Annotated in this window: 34 protein-coding genes and 1 tRNA gene; 26 read left to right on the top strand and 9 right to left on the bottom strand. The window is 36.3% G+C overall.

Going from position 1 to position 26,077, the window contains the following annotated elements; all coding sequences use genetic code 11:
• Window positions 1-31 precede the first annotated feature (31 nt).
• A tRNA-Gly gene (locus tag QWY99_RS08550) sits at window positions 32-109 on the bottom strand.
• A gap of 302 nt (window positions 110-411) precedes the next feature.
• On the opposite strand from QWY99_RS08550, the gene QWY99_RS08545 reads away from it, so the two are divergent.
• Both QWY99_RS08545 and QWY99_RS08540 read left to right on the top strand, forming a co-directional pair.
• Window positions 412-783 (top strand): hypothetical protein, encoded by a 372-nt coding sequence (locus QWY99_RS08545; protein ID WP_290263736.1) that lies wholly within the window; start codon window positions 412-414, stop codon window positions 781-783.
• 66 nt (window positions 784-849) lie between these two features.
• Entirely contained in the window at window positions 850-1,068 is a 219-nt protein-coding gene (locus tag QWY99_RS08540) for a hypothetical protein (RefSeq protein ID WP_290263733.1), read from the top strand.
• An 88-nt stretch (window positions 1,069-1,156) separates the two neighbouring features.
• On the opposite strand, the gene QWY99_RS08535 is transcribed toward QWY99_RS08540, so the two are convergent.
• The 8 genes from QWY99_RS08535 to QWY99_RS08500 form a co-directional block, all read right to left on the bottom strand.
• Window positions 1,157-2,110, bottom strand: a complete 954-nt coding sequence (locus tag QWY99_RS08535) for a phage minor head protein (RefSeq protein WP_353960572.1) — start codon at window positions 2,108-2,110, stop codon at window positions 1,157-1,159.
• 338 nt (window positions 2,111-2,448) lie between these two features.
• Window positions 2,449-3,711 (bottom strand): phage portal protein family protein, encoded by a 1,263-nt coding sequence (locus QWY99_RS08530; protein ID WP_290263730.1) that lies wholly within the window; start codon window positions 3,709-3,711, stop codon window positions 2,449-2,451.
• Between the two features lie 2 nt (window positions 3,712-3,713).
• Window positions 3,714-4,211: a phage morphogenesis protein gene (locus tag QWY99_RS08525; RefSeq protein WP_290263727.1), complete on the bottom strand. Its 498-nt coding sequence runs from the start codon at window positions 4,209-4,211 to the stop codon at window positions 3,714-3,716.
• The gene (locus tag QWY99_RS08520; protein WP_290263724.1) at window positions 4,201-4,632 is read right to left on the bottom strand and encodes a phage protein Gp36 family protein; all 432 of its coding nucleotides are present in this window, start codon (window positions 4,630-4,632) and stop codon (window positions 4,201-4,203) included. Before QWY99_RS08520 ends, QWY99_RS08525 begins: the two co-directional genes overlap by 11 nt.
• Window position 4,633: 1 nt before the next feature.
• On the bottom strand, window positions 4,634-5,119 hold the full coding sequence (locus tag QWY99_RS08515) for a hypothetical protein (RefSeq protein ID WP_290263722.1): 486 nt from the start codon (window positions 5,117-5,119) through the stop codon (window positions 4,634-4,636).
• Entirely contained in the window at window positions 5,116-6,672 is a 1,557-nt protein-coding gene (locus tag QWY99_RS08510) for a hypothetical protein (protein WP_290263720.1), read from the bottom strand. Before QWY99_RS08510 ends, QWY99_RS08515 begins: the two co-directional genes overlap by 4 nt.
• The gene (locus QWY99_RS08505) at window positions 6,665-7,153 is read right to left on the bottom strand and encodes a terminase gpP N-terminus-related DNA-binding protein (RefSeq protein ID WP_290263718.1); all 489 of its coding nucleotides are present in this window, start codon (window positions 7,151-7,153) and stop codon (window positions 6,665-6,667) included. Before QWY99_RS08505 ends, QWY99_RS08510 begins: the two co-directional genes overlap by 8 nt.
• Window positions 7,137-7,364 carry an oxidase gene (locus QWY99_RS08500; protein WP_290263717.1) on the bottom strand — a complete coding sequence of 76 codons (228 nt, stop codon included), beginning with the start codon at window positions 7,362-7,364 and terminating at the stop codon, window positions 7,137-7,139. Before QWY99_RS08500 ends, QWY99_RS08505 begins: the two co-directional genes overlap by 17 nt.
• A 235-nt stretch (window positions 7,365-7,599) precedes the next feature.
• Between QWY99_RS08500 and QWY99_RS08495 the strand changes: the two genes are divergently transcribed.
• The 24 genes from QWY99_RS08495 (at window position 7,600) to QWY99_RS08380 (ending at window position 25,728) form a co-directional block, all read left to right on the top strand.
• Complete coding sequence (locus QWY99_RS08495) at window positions 7,600-8,586, top strand: hypothetical protein (RefSeq protein WP_290263715.1); 987 nt, start codon at window positions 7,600-7,602, stop codon at window positions 8,584-8,586.
• Between the two features lie 29 nt (window positions 8,587-8,615).
• Window positions 8,616-9,455, top strand: a complete 840-nt coding sequence (locus QWY99_RS08490) for a hypothetical protein (protein ID WP_290263713.1) — start codon at window positions 8,616-8,618, stop codon at window positions 9,453-9,455.
• Window position 9,456: 1 nt separating this feature from the next.
• Complete coding sequence (locus tag QWY99_RS08485) at window positions 9,457-9,867, top strand: hypothetical protein (RefSeq protein WP_290263711.1); 411 nt, start codon at window positions 9,457-9,459, stop codon at window positions 9,865-9,867.
• Window positions 9,868-9,878: 11 nt separating this feature from the next.
• Complete coding sequence (locus tag QWY99_RS08480) at window positions 9,879-10,337, top strand: CHAP domain-containing protein (RefSeq protein WP_290263709.1); 459 nt, start codon at window positions 9,879-9,881, stop codon at window positions 10,335-10,337.
• Between the two features lie 10 nt (window positions 10,338-10,347).
• Window positions 10,348-10,848: a hypothetical protein gene (locus QWY99_RS08475; RefSeq protein WP_290263707.1), complete on the top strand. Its 501-nt coding sequence runs from the start codon at window positions 10,348-10,350 to the stop codon at window positions 10,846-10,848.
• Window positions 10,845-12,020, top strand: coding sequence for a DUF2586 family protein (locus QWY99_RS08470; protein WP_290263705.1), 1,176 nt, complete (start codon window positions 10,845-10,847; stop codon window positions 12,018-12,020). Before QWY99_RS08475 ends, QWY99_RS08470 begins: the two co-directional genes overlap by 4 nt.
• 1 nt (window position 12,021) lies before the next feature.
• Window positions 12,022-12,438, top strand: a complete 417-nt coding sequence (locus tag QWY99_RS08465; RefSeq protein ID WP_290263702.1) for a hypothetical protein — start codon at window positions 12,022-12,024, stop codon at window positions 12,436-12,438.
• Between the two features lie 81 nt (window positions 12,439-12,519).
• A complete protein-coding gene (locus QWY99_RS08460) occupies window positions 12,520-13,068 on the top strand; it encodes a hypothetical protein (protein WP_290263700.1) in 549 nt (182 codons plus the stop codon).
• A gap of 219 nt (window positions 13,069-13,287) precedes the next feature.
• Window positions 13,288-15,036, top strand: coding sequence for a tape measure protein (locus tag QWY99_RS08455; protein ID WP_290263699.1), 1,749 nt, complete (start codon window positions 13,288-13,290; stop codon window positions 15,034-15,036).
• Window positions 15,036-15,635 carry a DUF6046 domain-containing protein gene (locus tag QWY99_RS08450; RefSeq protein ID WP_290263697.1) on the top strand — a complete coding sequence of 200 codons (600 nt, stop codon included), beginning with the start codon at window positions 15,036-15,038 and terminating at the stop codon, window positions 15,633-15,635. Before QWY99_RS08455 ends, QWY99_RS08450 begins: the two co-directional genes overlap by 1 nt.
• A complete protein-coding gene (locus tag QWY99_RS08445) occupies window positions 15,635-16,609 on the top strand; it encodes a late control protein (RefSeq protein ID WP_290263694.1) in 975 nt (324 codons plus the stop codon). The genes QWY99_RS08450 and QWY99_RS08445 overlap by 1 nt, the downstream gene beginning before the upstream one ends.
• Window positions 16,609-17,121 (top strand): hypothetical protein, encoded by a 513-nt coding sequence (locus tag QWY99_RS08440; RefSeq protein ID WP_290263692.1) that lies wholly within the window; start codon window positions 16,609-16,611, stop codon window positions 17,119-17,121. Before QWY99_RS08445 ends, QWY99_RS08440 begins: the two co-directional genes overlap by 1 nt.
• Window positions 17,122-17,490: a hypothetical protein gene (locus QWY99_RS08435; protein WP_290263690.1), complete on the top strand. Its 369-nt coding sequence runs from the start codon at window positions 17,122-17,124 to the stop codon at window positions 17,488-17,490.
• On the top strand, window positions 17,468-17,767 hold the full coding sequence (locus QWY99_RS08430) for a hypothetical protein (RefSeq protein WP_290263688.1): 300 nt from the start codon (window positions 17,468-17,470) through the stop codon (window positions 17,765-17,767). Before QWY99_RS08435 ends, QWY99_RS08430 begins: the two co-directional genes overlap by 23 nt.
• Window position 17,768: 1 nt before the next feature.
• Window positions 17,769-18,602: a nucleotidyltransferase gene (locus QWY99_RS08425; RefSeq protein WP_290263686.1), complete on the top strand. Its 834-nt coding sequence runs from the start codon at window positions 17,769-17,771 to the stop codon at window positions 18,600-18,602.
• Window positions 18,592-19,056: a hypothetical protein gene (locus QWY99_RS08420; protein WP_290263684.1), complete on the top strand. Its 465-nt coding sequence runs from the start codon at window positions 18,592-18,594 to the stop codon at window positions 19,054-19,056. Before QWY99_RS08425 ends, QWY99_RS08420 begins: the two co-directional genes overlap by 11 nt.
• A complete protein-coding gene (locus tag QWY99_RS08415; protein ID WP_290263682.1) occupies window positions 19,053-19,874 on the top strand; it encodes a hypothetical protein in 822 nt (273 codons plus the stop codon). The genes QWY99_RS08420 and QWY99_RS08415 overlap by 4 nt, the downstream gene beginning before the upstream one ends.
• A gap of 2 nt (window positions 19,875-19,876) precedes the next feature.
• Window positions 19,877-20,830 carry a hypothetical protein gene (locus QWY99_RS08410; protein ID WP_290263680.1) on the top strand — a complete coding sequence of 318 codons (954 nt, stop codon included), beginning with the start codon at window positions 19,877-19,879 and terminating at the stop codon, window positions 20,828-20,830.
• 2 nt (window positions 20,831-20,832) lie between these two features.
• A complete protein-coding gene (locus QWY99_RS08405; protein ID WP_290263678.1) occupies window positions 20,833-22,011 on the top strand; it encodes a BspA family leucine-rich repeat surface protein in 1,179 nt (392 codons plus the stop codon).
• 19 nt (window positions 22,012-22,030) lie between these two features.
• Window positions 22,031-22,408 (top strand): hypothetical protein, encoded by a 378-nt coding sequence (locus QWY99_RS08400; protein ID WP_290263676.1) that lies wholly within the window; start codon window positions 22,031-22,033, stop codon window positions 22,406-22,408.
• On the top strand, window positions 22,408-22,875 hold the full coding sequence (locus tag QWY99_RS08395) for a hypothetical protein (protein WP_290263674.1): 468 nt from the start codon (window positions 22,408-22,410) through the stop codon (window positions 22,873-22,875). The genes QWY99_RS08400 and QWY99_RS08395 overlap by 1 nt, the downstream gene beginning before the upstream one ends.
• 182 nt (window positions 22,876-23,057) lie before the next feature.
• Complete coding sequence (locus QWY99_RS08390) at window positions 23,058-23,885, top strand: DNA adenine methylase (protein ID WP_290263672.1); 828 nt, start codon at window positions 23,058-23,060, stop codon at window positions 23,883-23,885.
• A gap of 421 nt (window positions 23,886-24,306) precedes the next feature.
• A complete protein-coding gene (locus QWY99_RS08385) occupies window positions 24,307-24,912 on the top strand; it encodes a Crp/Fnr family transcriptional regulator (RefSeq protein WP_290263670.1) in 606 nt (201 codons plus the stop codon).
• 75 nt (window positions 24,913-24,987) lie between these two features.
• On the top strand, window positions 24,988-25,728 hold the full coding sequence (locus tag QWY99_RS08380) for a GNAT family N-acetyltransferase (RefSeq protein WP_290263668.1): 741 nt from the start codon (window positions 24,988-24,990) through the stop codon (window positions 25,726-25,728).
• The last annotated feature ends 349 nt before the right edge of the window (window positions 25,729-26,077 follow it).

Raw genomic sequence — 26,077 nt, 5'->3', positions numbered from 1 at the left:
CTAATGGTAAGGGGCTTTTGCAAGCCCCTAGTGGGGGATATGGGATTCGAACCCACACGTCCAAAGACACAAGTTTGGTAAACAAGCGCGGCTACCGTTACGCCAATCCTAGAAAAACACTAACGCACTTTCTTAGCGTTGACAGCACCAAATGTAAGCTAAAAAATTAATATCATGACTATGGAAATCCGTAAAAAACCAAAAAGAAACCTTGTTACCTTTAAACTATGACTGATAGATACCAACAAATTTATGATCGAGAAAACTTGAGATTAAAACAAAAACTAGCTGAGATAGACAGGCAAACTAATAAAATAATTATGAAAATTGAAATCATTGGCGTAATTCTTATTTTTCTTTTGGCATGCATCTGCTTTTATTAATACATTTGAATTATAAAAATATTAAATAATGAAAAAAATACTATTCCTATTCTCACTCTTTACACTAGTATCTTGTAGCTCAAACAAAGTTCAAGACGTTGCCTCTTTTGAGTTCAATGGAGCTTGGTACTGGATTGCTCAGTACGAAGATGGTACAACTAAGCAAGATGTCGAAGCTTATGTAAATAAGTGGGCAAATCCAACGCAAACAAGCCATTTCTTTATCTACGACAAATCTATTGACTTGTCAGTTTTTAAAGATGAAGCCTTTAATTTTACTAAATTTGCTCAGACCGTTTTAGCAAATAAACCACAATATGGCTACTACAAAATGTCACCCGAAACAAAGTTAAATACAGATGCCGTTTGGCTTTTAGAACAATCCCAAAAACAAAAATAATTCCAACAAAAAGCCCGGCTAAAAACTGGGTTTTTTTTTTGTTAAAACATTTTATATTTTTGTCACATGACAAAACAAGAACGATTTAATAACAGAAACACTCAGGTGCGCAAAATGTTCTACGAGCTTCTCGAAAAGAACAAGAAGTGGCGCATTGATGCTGTTATTGAAGAAGTCGCTAACAAAATGTTTTTAGCCAACCGAACTGTTGAGGCGATCATAAAACACGAAGGAATCTACGGCAATACTCCACCACCTCAAAACATTCAATTACAATTACTTTAAACTCTTTTTAAATAGTATTTAAAAAAGTTAGTATATTTGCAAAGTCAGGCTTGCGGGTCGGGCAAAGCTCAGGCGTTTAGTAGTAATACTAAACGCCTGTTCGATTTAATATAATTAGCTCTCCATTCCTATAAAATACAACTGAATCGTAATTGTAATTTTTATTCTTAAAAATGTCTTTTGCTCGCTCCTGGATAATTGCATCCGTCAAAGGTTTATCTAATCGACTATCGCTAATTACTACTATTGCTCCCTGCTTTGAAGCTTTATTGGCATTCCCTAAAATGTTTTTAATAGCTGAAGGTCTTTTGATATCAAAATATTGATTTCCAATTTTCAAATCGGGATTAGATGTTTTGGACTGTAAATTTGGAAAAACAACACTTCGAATTGTTTTTTCACGTTCTGAAATTTCGGGTAACATTTCGGCAATTTTTCCTTTTTGTGCATAGGCTTTGGCAACTCCTAAAATATCTTTGTAATCGTCGCTTTTGGTAATTAGTTGGTGTTCTAAAACAGCTCCTTTTTTACTTTTAAATACCGTTTTAAATTGGTCTTTTCTATCCGATTGCAATACTTTGTTAGCTACAAACTTTTTAGCATTGGTTTTTGACTCTATAATTTGGGTGGCGTTCATTCCTCCCTCATACGGCATTTCTCCAAACACTTTTCCACTCAAAGCGGCATTATTTCTAAATGCTCCTTTTATATCCAGTTCGGGAATTACTTTGCTTGGCTCTTCGTCTGTTTGCTCCAAGCCACAACGACAACCCCAATCTAATGGTACATTATGGGTTTTCCAAAACGGGTGATTCATTGGCAAAATCAATCCATCTAAGGCACGATGTTTTTCACGAGTTCGGGCATCATTTACGGCGTTGTATTTTAGGTTTGGATATAAGTCCGCATCGGCTTCAAAACCTTTCCAATTTGCCACGCTGTTTGCCGTTGCAACCGTATGATGATATTCGGTTTTTAACCAACGTTGGTTGTAATCCACATTTAACTCAGTCGCTTTCTTTTTGAAATCCGACCACGACACAACTTTTCCATCGTCGGTAAGTGCGGACTCTAATTGTGTTCTGAAACTCGTTTCTTTGAAAGCCGAAAATTGCGCAATATCACTTTTTAAGGATTGTGCTAAATCGGCATCATAAAACTCAGAATCGGCACTATAACCCGAATTAAATGCTTTGCTTAAATGAGAATTGTAATATTCCCAAAGAGCTTGCTTGTTTTCGTCAGAAACATTCCTGTCGTCATATAATTGTCTAAAATAGCTTTCGATAAGCCCGCTTAAAACATCGTCTTGTTTATCAAGTATTGCGGAATCATGTTCCGTTTCATAACATTTAGAACGATAGTATAGTTTAAGCAGGCTTAGGGCTTTTTTGCATTGTCGGGGTATGTTGGTGGCGTTTGACCTGACGGCATACTTTCAATTTCTACTCCATAAACTTCCTCAACATATTGCTGTTTTAAAATATAACCGTTACTCATTAAATGGCTATCAATTTTAATTTGCTTTTCGGGGTCTTTGGTTTTTTCAATAGTAATTTTGGCATTATCTGGAATAGCATAACCGAGCTTGCGCATAGAGGGAACTAAGCGTTTGTTTAGGAAAGAAAGCATTTTCTTTTTATCGCTTTTGATGACCTCTTCCAAAGTATTTTCGTGTACCGTTCCTTGGGCTTTGCTCGCTCCATTTTCGGTTGTCATTGTTTGGTGTAAAATCAGTTTAGAAAGCTCTTTGTCTAACGCCTGTATTTTTTGGTAAAAAACATTAAAAGCATCCGCCTTACTATTTTCTTTAATATCGATTTCCGTACCTACTGGAAAAACTCCATAAGGCGCGCTTCCCATTTCTTCCAACCATCCTGCAACTTCGTTTTTTACAGTTTCGCTTTGACTGGCTACTTTGGCAATACGAATCGGAACACCAAATAATTCTTCGAACTCATCCCAAGAACCCCACGAGTGGCGTTTAAGTATGGTGTAAACTGCCGCCTTTTCTAATATTCCAATATTGCTGTAAAACTTAGCATAAAGCAAAATGTCGTCTACTTCAGAAACGTCCAAACCTTTCGTTCCATTGATGTCGTACAATAGTATTTTTTGTCCTGGTACCAACAAACCACGATCAATCATTTCGACCTCTTTGATGTTCCCTTTTTCAAAGTCTTTTATCCAAAGGAAACCTTCGCCTTTAAAGGTTGTTTTATGGGCTTCATCTAAAACATAATCAAACCATTCCTGATCTTCAATAAAAGCCGTTAATTTATCATCTTTGATTCCGTCAATCGAAAAGATGTAATCTTCGTTAATGGTTCTTAGCGTTCTGTCTTCGGTTACGGCGGTCAAATGTCCATCTAACATGATATCGTCATAGACTTCTTGCATCGGAAAGAAACGAGGTATTTCGGATTGATAATAAGCATATCTAGCCGCTTGCCAATCGTTAATCTCTTTACGCCACAATCTACGTTGACGGCGGATAACATCGACCATCAAATCCGTTATTTTAGAGATGTTACTTGAATCAACATTTGACAAGCTTACTTTTTTGCTTATGGCATTTCCTGAAAGATTGACCTTGCTCACTTGCCTTTTTGTATTGGCTATGTTTCTATATTTTGAACTCATTTTTATCGTAGTGTTAAATCTAATTCTCTTTTTATTTTGTCCGCAATTTGTCGGTTTAAATACTCTGATTTACCGATAAATTTACGTTTCGACATTCCGTCAAGTCCTTCGTTATGCCTTTTCGCATACGGTTTATAAGTTCTAAAAACTACCGTATTACTGCCTTTGCTCACACTATATTTAAAGGAGTTTTTTAACTTGTCACCTCCTGTATTAAAACCCACCAATATGGCACGATCGGCTATTCTGCTACCGTATCGGTTTAAGCTTCCTGAACGTCCTACTCGGTTGGTTCTGTAGCGTGTGCTGTCAAGACCATTTTTATCTGTCGTTTTACGATCTTTCCATTTTTCGGAGGTAGTATCGGTAAAGCTTTGGTCTCGAAAATTCTTTTCTATAAACTTCTTTCCTTCTACTCCAATAACTCGCAATGCTTTATCGGGAATCTCTTTTGAGGCTCGGATAAGTAGTTTTTGCAAGTCGGATAAACTACCAGCCATTAGGGTAATTTTTCCGACTGCCCAATTTCATAAATGGCACTTCGCTGTCGGGAGTTCCGTCGCCATTAGTATCTATGAGCTTTGGAGGTAAATTGGGTTTTATAGTTCCTTTTGAGACCTTTTCGAGCCATAACATCGCCTCATCGTAGCGTAATTTGGCAACATCGTTTAACTGCTTGGTTCTACGAGTATAAATTTCAAAAAGTACAATGCCTTTGAGGTGTTTCAATACCGTAAGATTGCGGTTTGCGCCCGAAGCTTCAAAGATGGCTACCGTATCAAAATACTGGAATAAATATCCACTCATTACGTCGATACTTTCGGCGATTATTTCTTCTACAATTGTGTCATCGTTATTAATAATTTTATTGATGATTTCTTCAAGACCAACGGTCTTTAATTCGGTTTTTTCTAAAAACATATTATAGTGTTGTTGGTTGAATGCTTATTTTTCTACTGCTAAAACGGGGATTAATTCGGCGGTAGATGACAGTTGAAAACGAGAGCTTGTAACTCATCATTTCAAAGGCATCGTCAACGCTTTCCTCATTGGTCAAATCCAATTGCTTAAATGAATCGCCTCTTAATCCTTGGAGTTGTTCGACAATGTTATCAATAACATCCACCTCAATCAATCCGTGTTCGGGGTCAGCAGTTCCGTTGTGTTGATCCATCCAACCGTCTTTGCAATAAAAAGTCACATCGACGGTCGCTTTTCCTTCCTGTTTTTGTTCTACCATCGTTTGCCACGTTATGGCTTTGATTTCGATTAAAGCTGCAGTAAAATAACTCGGATAGTTTTCTTTGGGCATGCTAAACTGTTTGCGTTGCAAATCGACCAACTCCAAAATGAGTAATTCTGAAAGGGCCTCTTTAGTTTTTATGAATAGTTCTTTTCTAGGTGTCATACTCTACGAGTTTTTTTGCGTTGTCCGATTACGGGTTTTTGGTTACTCTCTTCTTTTTGGGAGTAGCCAAATAATAGTCTCCCTTTTCGAACACATTGTTCTAAAACATCCAAAATATCATCAGGTGTTTTACATCCTTTTTCAAAGGCTACAATGTGTTCCACCGCCTTATCCATGTCCTCGGTATCTTTTAACTTTTCATCAAAAGTGATTAAACCACGTTGAAATGTATTAGTCAAAGTAGCGTCAATTTTGTCGTGTTTATCCCCTGATGCGTGGTCTGGAATTGGGATTCCAACGGCGTTATTTTCTTCACAAGCCACAAGCCATTCAGGCTCATATACTACAGATTGCGCCGCTGTGGCATCATAGTATGAGATGATAGACATTCCTTTACCGTTGTACTTTCTTTGCCATTCATAATGTTGGTTCATTGCCTCGGATAAACTGACCTGACGGTTGAATATTTCCAAAACGTGCGCTCTACCTTTTTCAATAGATAGGATTCCACCTGCTTTAAAGTCTCCAGTATCTTTATATGATAAATCCCAAAACTCAATGAGTCCCTCAAAGATTTGATTACCGTGTGTTTTTTTGTATCGAATCCATTCTGCTTTAATACGTTTTCCCTCTTCTACAGGATTGTTAAAGTCCTCACGTTGGCTAGTGTGGTAATCCGTATCGTTTACAATGTCCTTACATTCTTGAACGGTATATCGTTCTGGCCAGCTTGGTTTGAATTTATCATCGCATAAGTTAACAGTACTAATTTTAAGGTTTGGCGACTTCTTGTTTTTTTCTGCATAGCCGTCAACAATTCCGTTTTTCACGATGTAGTTATTTGCCATTACTTGACGGAACCTTCCTTTTTGCCCAGCCTTACCTAAATCGCCCGTGAGCTTCTGAACATTCTCTTTGGTTAGATCAATGTTTTTAGCTTGTTTTCGGTCTTCTAAATCGTCCATTGAGGCAAAGTCAGGACGCCAAGCCCCGTTACGCAAACCTCTAAAAGGTTGGTTCAATCCCAATGCTTTAAACATTTTTTTGTCGTTGGTTTCAAACTGTCCGTCTGCCCAAGAACCATACTGCATTTGCATTCCAAAATCCTTAATATATCGCTCGTTACTTTCAAGATGCATTTGAACATCGGAAAGTAATAGCTTGCCCGCATCAAGCGTGCGACCAATGATTAAACCAAAATTAACCTCGTTGTTTTCTTTGAGATGGCAAAGATTCCCTACGTTGGTATGAATAGACTTTGCAGCACCTCGAAACCAGCGTCTTTGTTGCTTGATTAAAGGGTTTTTAAACAGTTCTAAATAACTGGTTAAATGGAATTTTGCACAAGGCGCATCCGCTAAGGCTAAAAGTGAATTCACGCCGTAGTAATACTCAAAAAACTCTAAATAGTTTTCGGGCTTTAAAAGTCGTTTGATTCTCGCTTCCTGTTCGGCTGTGGTTTCTTTAAATAAAGATGCACTCGAAAGCAACTGGATTCTTTTCGATTCCAAGTTGTATTTTTCAAGAGCTTGTTTGAGTTCCGTTTTAGTCATTGCTTATTAATTCATTTACATATTTATCAAAATACACACGGATAGTCTGCAACAATTCTAAAATTTCATCACGTTTTTTGCCTGTGTTGTTACCTGCTTGTACAACCATGAATTGGCTAAAGCCGTCAAAGCTTTCCATTGTATGTACAGCCTTTTTACGGTCGTCATCCATTCGATCCCAAGCGGCTGAAATTTTAGCTAAATCATCGGCTTTGTGTTTTGGTTGTCTCCCTTCTTTAATGTCAATTACATACTGAAGTATTAGTTTTTTTATTTCGCTCGGACGTATGGCAAAAAGTTCTTTTTCATTTTCCCAATAATGAAGCTCGCGCCAATTCGATAAAGTTTTGACACCAACTCCCAAAATTTCAGAAATATTAGTCAACGAAAAACCTTTTACAAACAAATCTTTCGCCTGTGATTTTTTATAATCGCTTTGAGCGGCAGTCATTCTGCCCTTGCTTTTACTTGTAGTATCCATCGATGTTCAGGTTTCCGTTTTCCTCAAACTTTATGTTATTAATTTTCATACCGTCATACTCCAAGTTTTTCTTGGCATCAATCAAAAACGGCATATAATCGTCATCGCTAAGCATTCGGTTAAGCCCAACACCCAACTCGGGAAATTCTTTGAATTCGCCTTTAGTTGCCATCAAAATATGTTCTTGGTGCGTGTAGTCCGAAAAGCCCAAAACGAAGTCACCATTTTGCACGGTGAGGTCTCCATTTTTGTCTAAAAGTATATCAGTCATAGGGCAAAGTTCCACATATAATAGGCGTAGAAAAAAAACAATATCAAGCCTTGTATTTATTTTATACAAGGCTTGTATTCATTAAGCCCAAGTCTTGGAGAGTAGTTTTTTTTTACTCGAAAACCGCCTCAATTTTGCCCTCGAAATAAGTGCCAAATTCAATTTTAAAAAGCCTATGCAATACGACTTTGTTATTAATACCGAAAACGTAAACGAGTACAAATACCGCATTTTGACCGATGGTATTGACTACACTCAATACTTGCGCAATCCTGTTGTACTGTATTTACATGAACGAGATTCTTTTAAGAATAAAGGCGGGGAAGTTATCGGGCGTTGTATTAAACTTTTTGTCCAGGATAAAAAACTAATTGCAACAATTGAATTTGATGAGAATGACGAATTCTCTAAAAGGATTGCCGACAAAGTGGCTGGCGGTTTTATTCGTATGGCTTCAATGTATGCCGATGTTATTGCAGCATCGTCAGAACCCGAATTGGTAATAGAAGGACAATTGTACGAAACGGTTACTAAATGTAAGCTTGTAGAAATTTCGATTGTTCCGATTGGTGGTAATGATGACGCTCTGAAATTATCTAAAAAAGGAGGCGAAGTAAAGTTGAATAAATTGAACGTAAAAAAAGAAGATATGCCTGAATTAAAAACAATTGCCCTCGCATTGGGTAAACCTGCCGATACATCGGAAAGTGTGTTACTTGACACTATTGCACAAGTAAAATTGGATGCTTCCAACTCTAAAACGAAAGTAGAAGAATTAGAAGCGGAAATCAAAACTATCCGTTTGAGCAGCGCTACTGTTTTGGTTGATAAAGCAGTGGTTTTGGGATTGATTCCCGCTACTTTGAAAGATTCACAACTGAAAGCTTTTGAAAGTGATTTTGATGGACAAACGGCAATTTTAACCAAGGTAATTGGAGACAAAGAAACGGCTAACGGTCAAAACGGAAATCAAACGGCAGTTAAGGAAGTGATCCTTGCAGGTAAAAACGCAACAGGAATTGTTCCTACTGCACCAGAAGAATCATTTGATTATTTGCAAAAACACGACACTGTGAAGTTGGCAAAAATCAGAGAGAATGAACCAGCGAAATATACTGAATTAGCCAAAGCGTATCAATCAGGAGTACGATACAAAGCGTAATTAATTAATCTCATTTATAAAATATAGATATGGCTTTACAAAAAGAAGTATGGGTTGCGGGCATTCAGGAGAACCCAATCCCAGATAATAGTTTTGTTTTTGCATCTACGGACAAATCCGAGTATGTAGAAAACAACAAATTACACCTAGCGGAAGCTGGTATTGAACCAGATGTTCACGAAGATTACTTTGCGGGAAGCGAAACGGATTTGCCATTGGCAACTATCACGGACATTCCGAATGAGGTGGTTTTAAAAACCTACTCAACGGATAGAACCCGCCACAGAGATTTGCAAGAAGTGGAATTGCAGTACAACAAACGTGCTTCAATTACTAATCGTCATAAAGTCTCGTTGGCAAAAAACCTTGGTAAAAGAGCGGCTTTTGCTTGGGCACCAGCTCTGGACAATGCAAACAATAAAATTATCACTGTAGGTGGTGGTAAATTTATTAGTGCAATTATTAAAATGAAGGCATTTTACAATGGCTTGGATATGTACGATAATTTGAACATCTGTTTGACAGCCGAACACATGGGGAAAATTGAAGAGGAAGATACCGTTTTGTACAAGAAAATCTTGGATACAAATATGATGTATGGTTTCAAAATTTTCAACTACAATCAAACGGCATTATATACGGTAGCGGGAGTTAAAAAGCCATATGGAACTGTGAAAGCTGTAGATGATAAAAACTGCTCTTTTACTTGGTGTTCAGACGAAACATTTAGATGTTTTGGAGATACCGAGATGTACGAAACTATTCGTAGTGCTGCTTCGCAAGCTGACGAAATCTCATTCGCTCAAAGAGCTCTTGTTGGTAACATCCGTGCAACCAATCCTAAGTATTTAGGAGCAATCTTGAGCTAGTATGAAAAAAGTACAAAAAACGGCTTCGGCAGTCTTACTGACTGCCATTGCTTTAGCCGTAAGCAATTATTTTGCACAAGAAGGTGCAAAAAGTGAAGTGTTTTCTACATCTGATGGCTTTTTGTTTGAAAACTTAGTTTTTGCAACAAATCACGCAGCTACTTTGGAAGATAAGAACGTAACACCACATTCTAATGCAAATAACATTGAAGTGTTTGGTGAAACCGATTTAAGCGATAAAACTATCGAATTAAATGCAGATCAGTTGGAGCTTTTAAACAACGGTTTAGTTAAAGAAAATTACAACTCATTGAAACAATTGGTTGCTTTTCTGAAATTGGAATCAGTTGACCAAAAAGCAGAATCATTAATAGCAGTTTTGACTGCTTATAAAGAATCATTGCAAAAATAAAATAAAAGTTTATGACACCATTAGCAAAAGCCTCATTACAATCGGCACAAAGCCAATTAGGCGTAACGGAAATTCCAAAGGGTAGCAATGCAGGTCCCGAAGTCGAAATATATTTAAGAAGTGTCGGACTTGGAAAGGGTTTTGCTTGGTGCATGGCTTTTGTTTTTTGGAATGTACTCCAAGCCAGTACCAAATTAAAAACACCAAATCCACTTAAAAAAACGGGAGGCGTTTTGGTTCAATGGAATGCTTTAGCTCCGACCCTTAAAAGTACTACGCCAATGGCGGGTGACATTTTTATAATGGATTTTGGCAAAGGCGTTGGACACACGGGATTTGTTGAAAAAGTGGAGGGATTGAACATTCATACCATCGAGGGGAACACAAATGCAGACGGTAGTCGTGAAGGTTATGCGGTTTGCCGTAAAACTCGAAAGATTTCGAGTATTAAAGGATTTATCCGAATTTAAAAACACAAAGATGTATAAAACAATTGTTCTTGTATTGGTTTGTTTATGTTGTTTTTTGACTTCCTGCCGTACATCACGGCAGGAAACTCAAAAACACACATCGATAGCCGAAACGATCATTCTGCAAAAGGAAACGTACAGAGATACGGTTCTATTTACTCCAAAGGCTGAAACAAGCCTGAAAATTCCCGTCACAGAACTGGTGTTTAAAGAGGGTTTAAACAGTATTTCAAAGCCTAAAACATTTACCCAAAAAAACGGGAACGCGACGGCCAAAATTATAATTCAACAGGATACGGTAATGATAATTGCTACTTGCGATAGTCTCGCTTTAGTAGCCAAAATAAAAAAAGAATTATACAAAGCTACCAGCGCAAAGGCTCGGAGTGATGTTGAGAATACCAAGACAAAAACGGGTTACTCCTTATTTGACCTTTTAATGGCATTTCTAATTGGTTTGTCTCTGGGAGCTGTAACTACATTCATTCTTAAAAATTTCAAAATAGTATGAGTTTACCAAATGTAATATTCAACATCTCTAGCAATGGTCTAGGGTTGCCACAAGCAGAAATTCAAAAGATACCAGGATTCGTTTTGACGGGTGTAACCGTTGCGGGTGTTAATAAAGTAACTGTGGGTACTTCATATCAAATCTTTTCTTTGGAAGAGGCGATTAACCTGGGGATTACTCAAGGAGGTACAAATGATTTTGCTTACAAGCAAATCGCACAATTCTATACCGAAGCCAAAAAAGGAGCTGAACTTTGGTTTATGGTTGTCGCTTCTACGGTAACAATGGAAGATCAAGCCGATATTACCAAAGATTATGCTCGAAAATTATTGAGTGATGCTAAGGGTAAGATTCGTGTTTTAGGTTTTTTAAAAAAGTCCAGCACAACGGAAACTATTACGAACGGTTTAGACGCTGATGTGCATTTAGCTGTTGTAAAAGCTCAAGCTTTAGCTCAAGACTTTGCCAATCGTTTTTACCCAGTTCAAGTGATGATCTCAGGAAATAAGTTTAGTGGTGTGGTTGCCGATTTAAAAGATTACGCAACTACCAACTTTAACAAAGTTTCGATTTTGTTGGCAAATACAGATGGTTCGAAAGAAGCGTCTATTGGTTTAGCTCTTGGGCGTTTGGCAAGTACACCAACACAAAGAAAATTGAGCCGTGTAAAAGACGGTGCAATTGAACCTTTTGAAGCATATTTTACTAATGGAGCTACAGTGGCAACACTCGACACCTCTTGGGATGCTATAGACACAAAAAACTACATCTTTATGCGAAGTTTTGCTAATTTATCGGGCTTTTACTTCACAGGAGATAAAACGTTAACAATGCCGACAAACGACTTTAATAGTTTGGCTAGAGGCTTGGTAATGGACGAAGGCGTTTTAATAGCGTACACGACTTTGGTACAAGAACTATCTGACGAAGTTCCAGTAACCAAAGCGGGTACCATTCATCCCGCTATTACCAAAGGTTGGCAGAATGCTATCGAAGCTCAAATCAAATCGAACATGGTTGAAGTGGGCAAACTTTCGGGAGTGAGAGCATTTATTGACGAAAATCAAAACGTTTTGCAAACCAACAATGTAAATGTAGCCTTGCAATTGCTACCCGTTGGCTACTCTGATTTTATAACGGTAAATATTGGATTTACCACAACACTAGATTAGTATGAGTGATTATAGCAGTAAAAATTATTCGTGGAATGACATCTCCATTGCTATCGGTGGACGTATCATTGAGGGCATTGAAGATGTAGAGTACACAGCAAAACAAGAAAAAAGCGTAATACGTGGTCGTGGTGGAAAAGGTCACAAAGTGGCACGAGGAAACAAGGACTTTGAGGGAAAAATAAACCTTTGGCAATCCGAAGTGGAAGCAATGATTAAAGATGCTCCTAATAAGGATTTATTAGCGTTAAGCTTTGATGTTATTTGGGCATTTGTTCCAGACGATGGTGGTGCAACTGTTACCGATGTGTTGACTACCTGTGAATTTACAGAGTACAAAAAAGCAATGAAGCAAGGCGATAAGAATATGCTTATTGAACTTCCTTTTATCTTTTTGGATGTAAAACCACAACAATAGAAATTTTAGACAATATGTAAAAGCCATCCAGCTAATATGATGGATGGCTTTTTTTTAAACAAAAAAACTACAACAAACCCGATGCAAAAAATTGACGACAAACAAATCCAAGAATGGAAAGAAAAATATGGTAGCGTTTACGCTTTGCCTGTAGAAGACAAAACGGCTTATTTGCGTGAACCATCAATGAAGGACTTTAAACGTGCTTTTACTACTATGCAAAATAGTGGTGATTTAGCCTTTGGTGAAGAAATGATCAACTTGCTTTTTATTGGCGGTGATGAAGAAATCAAAACCAAAGATGAGTATTTCTTACCTGCTCGTAAGGAGATTACAACTTTTTTTAATTTTGATGATGCCGAAATCACCAAAGAGAAAAACAACTCTATTATTACAATTGCTGGAGCTAGTTGTAAAGTGCGAATGATTACTCGTGACGACATCAAATTAGCGGAAAAGAAAAACCCAAGCTCTAAGCCTTTTGTTACTCAAGAAAAGTTATTTGAAGCGGTTTGTATTGAAAAAGACGAAGCATTCAACGACAGAGATAACGCAAACTTTCGTTTCCCGTTATACCAAGCGATTGAGAAACTACAAAATCAAAAAGTAGCTATCATAAAAAAGCTTTAAACAGGGCGGTTATTGATACTAATGACCCGTCCTCTTTTGATTATGTACAACAATCAGGAGGAAAAACACACATTGATTTTAGGCTTTTAGATGCCTATTTAAGATACTATATGCACATCAAAAAACCTCATAAGTTAAGTGATTTAGATTGGTGTGAAGAGGTGCAAAACCTCCATTTTATAAGAACAAAAGAAAAAGAATCCTCACAACTTTAAGATTATGAATGCCTACGAATTTATCATACAAATGAAAAACTACGCCAGTAGTTCGCTTAATCAAATAGCGGCTAGTGTGGGGATGACAAATACTCGTGTGAATGGCTTGAATGCGACACTTAGAAACACAGAGGCTACATCAGGGTCATTTTTTTCTACTTTAAGTTCAGGTTATAAAAGTTTGATTGGCTTAGTTGGTGCTTTGGGTATTTCCCTTGGTGTCGTTGCTGGTGTCTCAACACTTTTTAATATGGGTGTGCAGATGGAACAAACTAATGTCAAATTTGAGGTGTTACTCGGTTCTGTCGAAAAGGCGAAGGTAATGCTTGGTGAATTGAACGATTATGCAAATGCTACACCTTATAGTAATGAAGGAATTATAAAAGGCTCGGAGACGATGCTCGGTTTTGGTCTTGCCCAAGAGAAAATTATGAGCAATATGAGAATGTTGGGTGACGTAGCTATGGGTAATGAGGAAAAACTAGGCGGTTTATCCTTGGTCTATTCTCAAATTATGGCTACGGGTAGATTGATGGGTCAGGATTTATTACAGTTAATTAATCAAGGCTTTAATCCACTTCAAGTCATATCTGAAAACACAGGTATATCAATGGGTGTTTTAAAGAAGAAAATGGAAGATGGTGCTATTAGTGCCAATATGATTGAGGAAGCATTTAGGCTCGCTACTTCAGAAGGTGGTCGTTATTATAATATGTCTAATAAAATGGCAGAAACGGCAGGCGGTAAATGGAGTACTATGATGGGAACTTTACAAAATGTTGTTTCTAAAATCGGAATGTCATTTGCGAATTGGGTTTCGCCATTGATAGATATTGGCATAGCGGTAACAAATAATATTATACCGTTTGGACACGCCGTTGCGGATGTAGTAAAATGGATAATGCAGGCAAAACCTTTGCTGTTTTTCTTTACCGCATTAATCACTGGACTTGGAATAAGCTTTGTTGTCGCCAATGCGAGCTTTTGGATTTTTTCGGCTCAATTTGCTTTGTTTGAGGCTCGCCTTTGGTTAGCAACTGCAGCGCAAACTGCTTTCAATTTTGTAATGAGTATGAATCCTATTGGATTGGTAGTTATCGCCATAGCGGCATTGATTGCTATTGTGTGGTCTTGTTGGAACAAATTTGAAGGATTTAGAGGCGCAATTATGGGTACTTGGGAAGTTATAAAAGGTTTTGGAACGGCGATTAAAAACTATGTAATTAATCGAATTCAAGATTTATTATCAGGTATTACAGGAATGGGAAGCGCATTGAAAGCTTTCTTTAGTGGCGACTTTAAAGGAGCTTTTGAGATCGGAAAAAAAGCAGTTGGAGACTTGATGGGCGTTGATTCTAAAAAGAAATTGATTGATGATGGTATGAAGGCCGCTAAGTCTTTTTCTAAAGGATACAATGACGGCGTAAATATGAAAGCCAAGGAGGCTGGCGTTGAACCCGCCACAAAAAAGGCAAAAGTTCCTGATTATTTAAAACAAAATAAATCAACAGTTTTTGCTGATTTATTGAACGATAAAGGAAAAGGGAAAAAAGATAAAAAAGGTTCTAAATCGGATAACATTGTTTCGGGAGGTTCTAAGATGACTCATATCACTATCAATATTCAAAAGCTTCAGGACGATACTAAAATATTTGTCGAAAGTACAGAAAAAGGCATTGAGCAATTAGGCGAAAAAGTACAAGAAATAATATTGCGTGCCGTGAATAGTGTCAACCAAATGCAGACAAACTAATGGCAGATTTTAATATAAAAGAATTGCTCATAAGAGCATCACTTGATTATATCGGACCCGTTTTTCCGCTTTGGTGGAAAAAGAACGAATCACGGTATAAATTACCCGATTTGCATGGAATCAACAACAAGCAGTTATTAGGCGCAAAATATTTTATGACTCTCAAAGTGTCGCACGGAAAGGATTCTTTTTTGTTCCCAAATGAGCCGATTGTTTCTATTGGAATGTCGAAAACTATTGTAAAAACAGCAACGGTAGGAAAGAAAAAGAAACGCTCTGTTAAAGAATATATCACTACGGACGACGAAGTGATTACGATAAAAGGGGTTTGTATTGATTTGCATGACCCCGACAAATATCCAGCGGATCAAGTAAAATTAATTAATGATTTGTTTGAAATAAACGACTCAGTGGATATTGAAGACAACGCCTTTTTTGAATTGTTTGGTATTCGCAAAATAGTACTTGAAAGTTTGGACTGGGATGAAATGATAGGCGAAAGCGGAATGCAAAAATACACAATCAAAGCACTTGGTGATGATGATTTTTTTGCCGATTTGAATGAAAAAGATAAAGACAAAACGAATTTATTGAGCTAATGTACATACTGGACGGAAAAGTAGAAATAGGTGATTACATTTTCAACGCCGTTCACGGTATTGAAATAACCAAGTCGGTTGAGGAATTGAGCGACACGGCAGTAATTAAGTTGCCTACCCGCTTTAAAATCCGCCAAAATGGACAGCAATTATTTACGGAGCAAGCTATAAAAGTAGGCGATAAAGTTGTGATTACTTTGGGGTATGAGGGGATTTATTCGGGTGTCGAATTTACGGGTTATGTAAAAAAGATTAGTCCAAAGATTCCGATTGAAATTCATTGCGAGGATGCCATGTGGTTGTTGAGACGAAAAAACATCAATAAAGTTTGGGGTAAAACAAGCATTAAAGAAGTTTTACAGGAAGTAATAAAAGACACTCCCATAGAACTGTCCCGATTTATGAAAGGTCAGGACATTTCCTTGGACAAATGGATTGTTAGGAACGCCAACGGCGCACAAATCTTGGAAAGTTTTAGAAAAGATTTGGCTCAAACTGTATTTATTGATGACGAAGGTAAATTGTATGTCGGATTACAACAGTTGACCAATATAGGACAAACGGTGGTGTATGACTTGAATTATAATTTGGTAGAGAATAATCTTGAGTTTAAAAGTGCCGATGAAAGGCGCATAAAGATTAAGTATAATTATATGAACCCAAAGACCAACAAAAAAGAAAGCTTTGAGTTTGGCGATATGGATGGCGAACAGAGGGAATACACGACCTCGGTGGTTTCAGATAAAAAGCAATTGGAGGCAATGGCAAATACCGAACTTAAAAAAATGAAGTATGGCGGTTTTGACGGTGATGTGGTTAGTTTTTTAGTTCCATTCGCCACCAGGGGGATGAAAGCCAAATTGATTGATGAGGAACATTTGAACCGTGAGGGAAATTATTTTATAAAAAAGGTAGTCACCACTTTTGATACGGGAGGCGCAAGACGAAAAGCAACATTAGGAAATAGACTGTAATGGACGAATTAACGGAGGCATTTAGAAAACTAAAAAAAAGGGACGTTGATACCTTTCCCGCTGTTGTGGTTTCAGTTGATAAAGAAAAAGGAACTTGTGTTATTGCTGTAGATGGTTTGGAACTTCCAGACGTGCAACTCTCAGCGATTTTTGATGGTAGCGACAAAATGTTTTATTTGTTTCCAAAGATTGACAGCTCAGTATTAGTAAGCCCCATAAATGAGGATTTACACCGCTTGTATGTGGAGGCGTATTCTGAAATTGAAAGTTTGGATTTGAATATTGAGCAAGTGCGCTTTCAAGTGGATCAAGACGGTTTCCTTTTGCAAAAACAAAACGAAACACTCAAACAATTAATGAGTGATTTGATTGGTGCCATTAAGGCGATGAGTTTTACAGTTGCTACAACGGGAACGGCGGTTGCACAATCAGGAGCAACAACATTATTGAATAATACGGCACAATTTGAAGCCGTTGAAACGAGGTTTAATCAGTTTTTAAAAGGAAATTAAATGGATGTAATTTTAAACAACATAGGACTTTTTTTGAGTGCTATTGGAGGTACTGGTTTTTTTACTTTTTTGTTTACGAAAGGAAAATATAAAGTTGATGTTTTGCAGGCAAAAGAAAATGCAGAAACCACGGCAATTGATAACGATGTGAAATTGTCGTCCCATTACAAAGAAATTCTGGACGACTTAAAACAGCGATACGAAACAAGGTATAAGGAGTATGACTCTATGATGCAACGTAAGATTGATTTATTGGAAGAGGAAAATAGGTTAAAAGACAGAAAAATAAAATTACAACAAATTGAAATTGCAGAATTGAAGCGAGAAAACCGAACATTAAAAGCTAATGCAAAAGCAAGTACTACATAATCAAAGCATACTGGATATAGCCATACAGAACAATGGCACGTTAATGAGCGCCTTTGAATTGGCTCTTGAAAACGGGCTTTCGATTACTGAAGAATTAACACCAGGACAAAGTCTTGAGGTCTCAGAAAGTATTTTGATAGATACTACGATTGTAGCTTTTTTTCAGAATAAAAACCAAATTATAGCCACGGGCTTCAATAACTCAGAAAACGAAGATATCCTACCCCAATTAGGAATTGGTGCGATGATAATAGGCTCAACATTTATAGTAAGATAAGATGGCTAGAAAGATACAGGAAATACAGCAGGAAATTTTTGATAACATCAAGGCTGATGACAACTTGGTAGAGATTAACTCTACGAGTAAAACTGCTATTTATAGATTGTTTGTTTTTGTGGTGGCGTTTTCTATTTGGGTTTTAGAAATTTTGTTTGATACTCACAAAAAAGAGGTCGAGGATATTTTGGAGCAAAAATTCCCGCATCGTCCATCATGGTATAGAACTAAAGCCTTGGCTTTTCAGTATGGTTTTGATTTAATTGAAGATACCGACAAGTATTATAATGTCGGATTTCCGGAGGAACAAATTGAAAATTCTAAAATAATTAAATATTCAGCAGTGACACAATCAGCTGGACAATTGCTGATAAAAATTGCAACTGAAAGCGATGGCGTTTTATCTCCAGTTTCTACTCCTCAAAAAGCATCCTTTGATGCCTATATGAGTGAAATTGCAGATTGTGGTGTAAAATATATTGTGGTAAATCATTTACCTGATATTTTGCTTTTGAACCTTCAAATATTTCGAGATTCATTGGTTCTAGACAATAATGGGATGAGTATTATAAATGGAAATTTCCCTGTACAAGATGCTATTTTAGAGTACATGAAGGAGCTTCCTTTTAATGGTGAGTTAGTCTTGTTTGATTTGCAAACAAAATTAAAAAATATTGAGGGGGTAAGAATTCCAAATATCGTAAATGCAGAATCTCAGATTATTGATATTTCTACAGGCGAGTATTTACCACCCAAAGCAATAAATGTAAAGACAATTCCAGAGAGTGGATATTTTGTAGTACCAAATTTTGATAATGTGAAATATGTGGTATAAAATAGATTTTGATAGGCTTATTCTTTTGTTGTTGCCAACATCTTTACGAAAGATAAGATTGTTCGGTTATATCAAAGCATTGATTTCGCCTATCAATAGTTTGCATTATCAATGGACACAAATACGTACAGACAATTTGCTAAAGCTTTCTTATAATGGGCAAAAATGCTATTTAAGAAAAGCGCTTAATGATAAATTCGACCCTGAATTGAGGCGGATTACCATTAGTGATGTTGAACAAATTGATCAAGATTATTTATACACCCAGTCTGAAAATTTAGATGTGTACTTGGGGGTAATTTACCTAGAGCAAGAGTTTAATTATGTAAATGGATTAGCCGAATTTTTGGTAAATGTACCAGGGATAATTTTGAACACAAAAACAAATGAAATTACTGCTGTTGTAGACTTCTATAAGTTAGCTGGCAAAAGTTATCAATTAATAACGATATGAATAGTATAAATTTTACTCAGGTTGGTGGTTTCCCAATGACGACAAATATTTTGGGAAGAATGCAAACAGCATACTCATTGTTTAATGCATTCGGTAGCATAGTTGGAGACCTAACCATAATCTCTGGATGTATCATTACTGGTTCTAACGTAAGTGATGGTGTTGTCTATATCAACGGTGAGGTTTTGGAATTTAGAGGAGGATTGATACAGACGAAAGTTATCATTAAAGAAGATACTGAAAATTTGATTTTCCAAAATGGAAATTCCTATCCTTCAATAAAAATGCGTTATGCTACTTTCAGTTCTGGAGTCGGTGCAATAGACTGGGTTGATTTTTCCCGCGGATTTTCGACTAAGGATATACCAAATGCCTTAAATACTAAAGTTGATAACACTACGCTAGATAAAGTGATTTTGCGCGTTGCTGAACTTGAAAAGAAAAATGCAATTTTCCAAACAGGGGGAGGAATGGTTCTTTGGAATAAGTCCGCAAATTTAATTCCTACTGGTTGGGCAGAAGTTGTTAATTGGCGTGGTCGTATGCCTGTGGGGTGGAATTCTGATGACCCAGATTTTGAAACCATAGGTAAAGTAGGCGGTTCTAAAAATGCAAACATCGCTACTCCTATTGGTGGATATGGTGTTGGTGCAGATTCAGGCGGAACGCCTTCAGGGCAATTGCTTGTTTCTTCAGGGGCGGAAGAACGTGGAGAATTTTTAGAATCGGTTAAAAAAGCGTCATCAGGTCCTACAGGAACTACAGTTAATCACATGAATCCCTACAGAGTAGTAATGTTTATTGAGTATATAGCATAATTATGGCAGATAAAAACACATTAAAAAACTGGTTTAGAACAGGTTTAAAACCAACGCAGGTGCAATTTTGGAATTGGATGGACAGCTTTTGGCATAAGGATGAAAAAATACCTATAACAGCTATTGATGAGATTGAGGGAATTTTGAATGCAAAGGCGGAAGCAATTATTTTAACAAATCACTTAACCGATGATAATGCTCACGCAGATTTGTTGATGGGCAAAGAAGACAAATCAAATAAAGGAAAGTCAAACGGCTATGTGCCTTTGAACGAATTTTCAATAATTGCTCATCAATATTTATCTATTGTCAACAATCTTGTCTCAGGTGGTGATAATTCTTTATTAAGCGCAGAACAAGGGAAGATATTACAAGAACAAATAGATGTTATTAATCTTTTGTTGACATCTGACGATATAAATTTAGACACTATTCAGGAAATTGTCGATGCAATAAAAGAAGTTGAGATTTCTCTAAGTACGATATTGGTAAATGACTTGACTACGGGTGGAACCATGAAAGCTTTGACTGCTGAAATGGGGAAAATTTTAAAAGCCTTAATTGATGGTTTAACGGCAAATAAAGTGGATAAGGTCGCTGGAAGGAGCCTGATTTTAGATACGGAAATAGCTCGTTTAGCTGGGGTCACTAATCAAGACATTACAGGAAAACAAGATATTTCAAACCAAATAGAGGTTTCTACATCTCAAAACGCACAACTTTCTTGGCATGGAAAAACTATTGTCTTTACGGCTAATTGCACGATAACCATACCCATAGTACTTGTTGATTCTTATTTATTTAATGGAATCACATTACCTGGCGTAACAGTTACTTGGGCTATCACACCTCCTAAAACTTGGTTAATGGGAACGCCATCTGCTACTGCAGAAAAACAGATTTTCACTTTGACACAGCGTGGAAGTACTAACAGCATTTTATTATTAGGAGTGTAATTATGGGAGCGTTAATACAAAATACAGTTTTTGGGAAAAGTAAATACAAACCATTTATCTCTACTTGGAAAACGGACAATCTTTCAACTGGGTCAAGTCAAATAAACCAAATAAAACTACCACTCACCGCTGGTGGAATTTATAACTTTAGTGTTGATTGGGGAGATGGCACAGTATCTAGAATTACATCTTGGAATCAGGCAGAAGCTACCCACACTTATTCAAACGTTGGAATTTATCAGGTCATTATTACTGGTAAATGTGATGGATTTATATTTAGAGGTACTGGTGACAAGATGAAATTAATGACTATTCAACGATGGGGGAGCTTTTTTTTTACTATTAATGGTAGTGCCTTTGACGGCTGTGTAAATCTTACACTTACTAATGTCGAAGATATACCAGAATTAAAGATGGTTAGAGGTTTATCATTTACATTTAGGGATTGTATATCGTTAACAACAATAAACCATCTAGAACTTTGGGATACTTCAAATATTAGGGGCATGACAGGTCTCTTTCAAGGCGCTAAAAGTTTTAATCAAGATATAGGTGGATGGAATGTTGTGTCTGTTGAAAATATGATAAGAATGTTTGATGAAGCAACTAATTTTGACAATGGGGGTAGCTCAAGTATAAATAACTGGAATACTTCAAAAGTGGTATTAATGGAAGGAATGTTCAATGGTTGCAAAATATTTAATCAAGATATCAGCAATTGGAATACTTCAACAGTTATTAACATGGGTACAATGTTTAGTGATTGCTTATCCTTCAATCAACCTATAGGAGGTTGGGACACTTCAAAAGTTACTGATATGAGAACTATGTTTAATTCTGCTAAAAGTTTTAATCAACCTATTGACTCATGGGATGTTAATAATGTTAACAATATGAAAGCTATGTTTTATAACGCTTTAAATTTCGACCAAAATATAGGTAATTGGAATGTATCAAATGTAATTAATTTCAAAGATTTTATGACAACAAAAACTCCAACAACATTTTCAGCAGTAAACTTAGACGCTCTATATAATGGTTGGAGCTCCAGGGTTTTGAAACCGAATTTAGAAATAGATTTTGGAAGTTCTAAATATACATCTGGTTCTGCACCTGCAAGAGCAATTATAACGTCTGTCCCTAACAATTGGGTTATTAAAGATGGTGGACAAACTACATAAATATTTATTTAAGACAATTATGATACAATTAAATACAGCATATACCCACTCCAACAGATTTGGAGGCTTAACGGGTAAGTTACAAATCGAGATTACTTCTTGGACAACGATGCCAGATGCAAAAATCTTTAGCATAGAAGATTTTGTTATAGATGAATATGGCGCAAAACATCAAATCAATTGTCGCCAGAAAAGGGTAGAAAACAATGAACTTGATACATTAGGGGTTGCTGTAAAATCTGCTCGTAATTTTGAAGGCATGACTGATTCTCAAAAAGATTGGGCAAAAGCGAAAGCTGGATTATTGCTTTTTATACAAAGCGACTTGCTGGATGATGGTATTCATACCATTTATGGGAAACTACCTGGGGACTGGGAACTAACACCACAAGTATAATGTTAGGTTCATACTCTCATTTTTTCAAACAAGATTCTAATGCGCTAAGAAAACAAAGAAAAGCCGTATCTCAGCTGTTAAAACTAAAGGGGTACAGCTTCTGTGAAATAGATATTTATATTATAGCGTATGACTTCTTTTGCTCCAATCCGTCTGAATTTGATGGCGCAACTGTTGTCAAAGATTTATGTGACATTCCACAGCTTGATCTTGATGCTATGCTACACGATTACCATTATTTAAAATATTGGGTCGGTTCAAGTTTTATTTTGAAATGGAAAGCAGATTGGGCTTACGCAAAAGGTCAAGAACGTAAAGGGAAAGGACAATATAGCGCTTTTTCAAGATTTATAGGGCTTACCATTATAGGAGTTGTTTTTGTGCCTTATACGCGAGTAAAGCGAGGCAAACTATCAAGAGACCAAAAACAGGAGTTTTTAAAAGAATACCAAATTTTAATCAAGTAATTCCAAAGGAGAGGGGAAGTAAAAAATAGTCCTCCAACATTTTTAACTCTTACCACAGAATTTAAAAATTTAGCACCAAAGCCACCGTTGGAGGACATATGTCTTCTAATGGTGGCTTTGCTATTTTATATAAATTCTGTGGTAAGGCAAAGATAAAATAATAATTATCAATCAAAAAAAGAATGCAAATAAAAAAGAAAATTTTTACGACGGCACCTTTACCGTTTATGGGACAAAAACGAAAGTTTTTAAAACAATTTAAACCTGCTTTGATGCAGTATTCACCAACAGCAATTTATATAGATTTATTTGGAGGTAGCGGTTTACTGAGTCACACGGTTAAGTCAGTATACCCAGAGGCAACAGTAGTTTACAATGATTTTGATAATTATAGAGAGCGCCTTAAGAATATTGATAAGACTAATCAACTTATTAATGATTTAAGGCTTATTTTAGAAGATTATCCGAAAGATAGTAGAATTACAGGAAGCGTAAGAGATCGTGTAATAGCGTGCGTAAAAAGCGCTCACAGTAAAGGGTATGTTGATTGTATTACATTGTCATCTAATATTTTGTTTAGTATGAAGTACGTACTCACATTTGAAGCATTAGAAAAAGAAACGCTTTATAATTGTGTACGTCAGTCAAGTTATGATGCCACAGGCTATCTTGATGGTATTGAAGTCACGAGCCTGTGTTATAAGGAATTGTTTGAGAAGTATAGAAGTATTCCAAACGTAGTATTTCTAGTTGATCCGCCGTATTTATCAACAGAAACAGGAGTTTACAAAAGTTACTGGAAATTAAAGGACTATCTGGACGTATTGAATGTTTTAGAGGGAACGAGCTACTTCTATTTCACTTCAAACAAATCTTCTATCATTGAACTTTGTGAATGGATTGAGACCAAGACACCAATGAGTAATCCCTTTACAGGTGCGACAACTGCTACTATGAACGCCACAGTTAACTATAGTTCAAGCTATACAGATATTATGATATATAAGTAGTGCTCTATATTCAATTATAGATAAGGAATCATAATCGATTTACCTAATTTTCAATAGTGAAAACTGTTTTTTTTATCTTTAAATACTATTTAAAAGTTCTTTAAACAATAATTTAAAAACGCCTGTACGGAATCATACAGGCGTTAACTGTTTTGTGCAAAAAAAAGGAAATTTTGTTTTTGATTTGTGGAAATTTTGTTTTTGCGATTATACGCTGTAAGACTTCGGTTTTGCAGCGTTTTTTTTTATGGAGCTTTTACCTGCTGTACACTGTATCTTTTATGGCAAACCAATAGTAATCAATAAGCCATAAAAGGATGCCGTTCCCATCAGGGCTAGAGACTAAAATTTTCAAAATAATTCATCTATTTTAAAACACTTTAATCATAATTAAATACATTTGATAGCATAATCGAGGCAGATGATAATTGATAAAAATAAATACCTAAACGACCTAAAATTAAAACTCCAAAGCTACGCTCCTATTACAGAAGCGTCATGGGAATTAATAAAAGACATCGTTGATTTTCAACAATTAAAAAAAGGAGAAATACTACTACAACATGGACAAGTTGCCAAAGAAATGCATTTTACATGTATTGGCGCTTTACGAGCTTATATTACCGACAAAGAAGGAAACATTTACAATAAAAACATTTTCCTTGAAGGTTATTTTGTAGCTTCAACAGTTTCATTAATACAGCAAACACCTTCCGATTTTACACTAGAAGCATTAGAAGACAGCATTCTCATTTCTATTAACTACAAGAAATACAGAGAGCTAATTAATCAAAACGATGATTTAAAAAATTATTATATTGCTTATCTCGAAAAAAACTGGGTAATCGAAAAAGAGCAAAGAGAAATTTCAATCGTTATGGAAAACGCTACTGGGAGATATCTCGATTTACTAGCAAAACATCCCGCTATTTTGAATAGAATTCCCCTACTCCATATCGCCTCCCATTTAGGAATTACTCCAACGCAGTTAAGCCGAATTAGAAAAAGTTTAGACAAAAACACCTAAATCAACATATGTAAAGGTTCTAATAAAACATCATACCTATCTTTGACTCATATTCTGGTATAAATTAAATTGAAAATGGCAAAAAACATAAATCTAATCGTAGACAATATTCACAATCTTACCAGTTTATGGAAAACAGTAGGCGCACCATTTCAAGCGCACCATAAAAATGATGATTTCGAATATTGCAAAATAGAAAACTCCGGTTGGCCAAATAAGCTGTGGTTTAATGGAGATCTTAATCAAAACAGTGCCGAAAAAGCAATTCAAATAATACAGTCTAATCCTTCTTTGGTAATTCCGTATTGTGCTATTTACGGAACAAAATCTAATGAAATATTAGAAGCAAAAGGTTTGATAAAAAAAACAGAACAAGTTGCAATGGCGCTTCAATTAGACACGCCATTTGAACAACAAAACACATTACAATACAAACGTGTTCTAAATGAACAAGATGCAAAAATATGGTCCGATTTATATCCCAACGCATTTGGTTACATAATAAGTAAAGAAATCTTAGTTCAAAATTGGAAAGAGGTACAATTTCATTTAGTAACCTATCAAAATCAACCAATAGGTACATTCATGTTATTTCAAACAAAAAATAATGTTGGAATTCATGGTGTCGGCGTTATTCCAGAAATGAGAAGAAAAGGTCTCGCCGAAGAAATCATGAAATATGCTCTTAATCTTGCCATAGATTTAAATGCAGAATATGCTTTATTACAAGCATCAGTAATGGGAAAAGGAATCTACACCAAACTAGGATTTGAAGACTTATTTACCATAAAAAACTACATTCTAAAAAGTGAGTAATTCAGCAAACAAAGATTAACTCACAACTTTTTCACACAATCTAAACCCTCAATCTTTACGCGCAATGTTTACCCACAATATTGTCTTTCTGAGGAACGAAGAATCTCCACAAGAAACTAACGCAAAGTATTCCTTGATTGTCGGACTACTAGGTGCGATTACTTCGTCTATTCGCTATCGTTCGGGTCTTCTTTCCTCAGAAAGACAATATTGCGGGTAATGCAGGATTCTATGAAAAAACTGTTATGTGTTAGCTACTTGCGGAGATTCTTCGTTCCTCAGAAAGACAAGATTGGGGTAATGCAGAATTCTATGAAAAAAACTTTTTTGTGTTAGCTACTTGATGAGA

Source organism: Flavobacterium branchiarum, assembly GCF_030409845.1.
Lineage (GTDB): Bacteria > Bacteroidota > Bacteroidia > Flavobacteriales > Flavobacteriaceae > Flavobacterium > Flavobacterium branchiarum.
The sequence above is the reverse complement of the archived record's forward strand: the minus strand, read 5'-3'. Positions and strand labels throughout refer to the sequence as shown.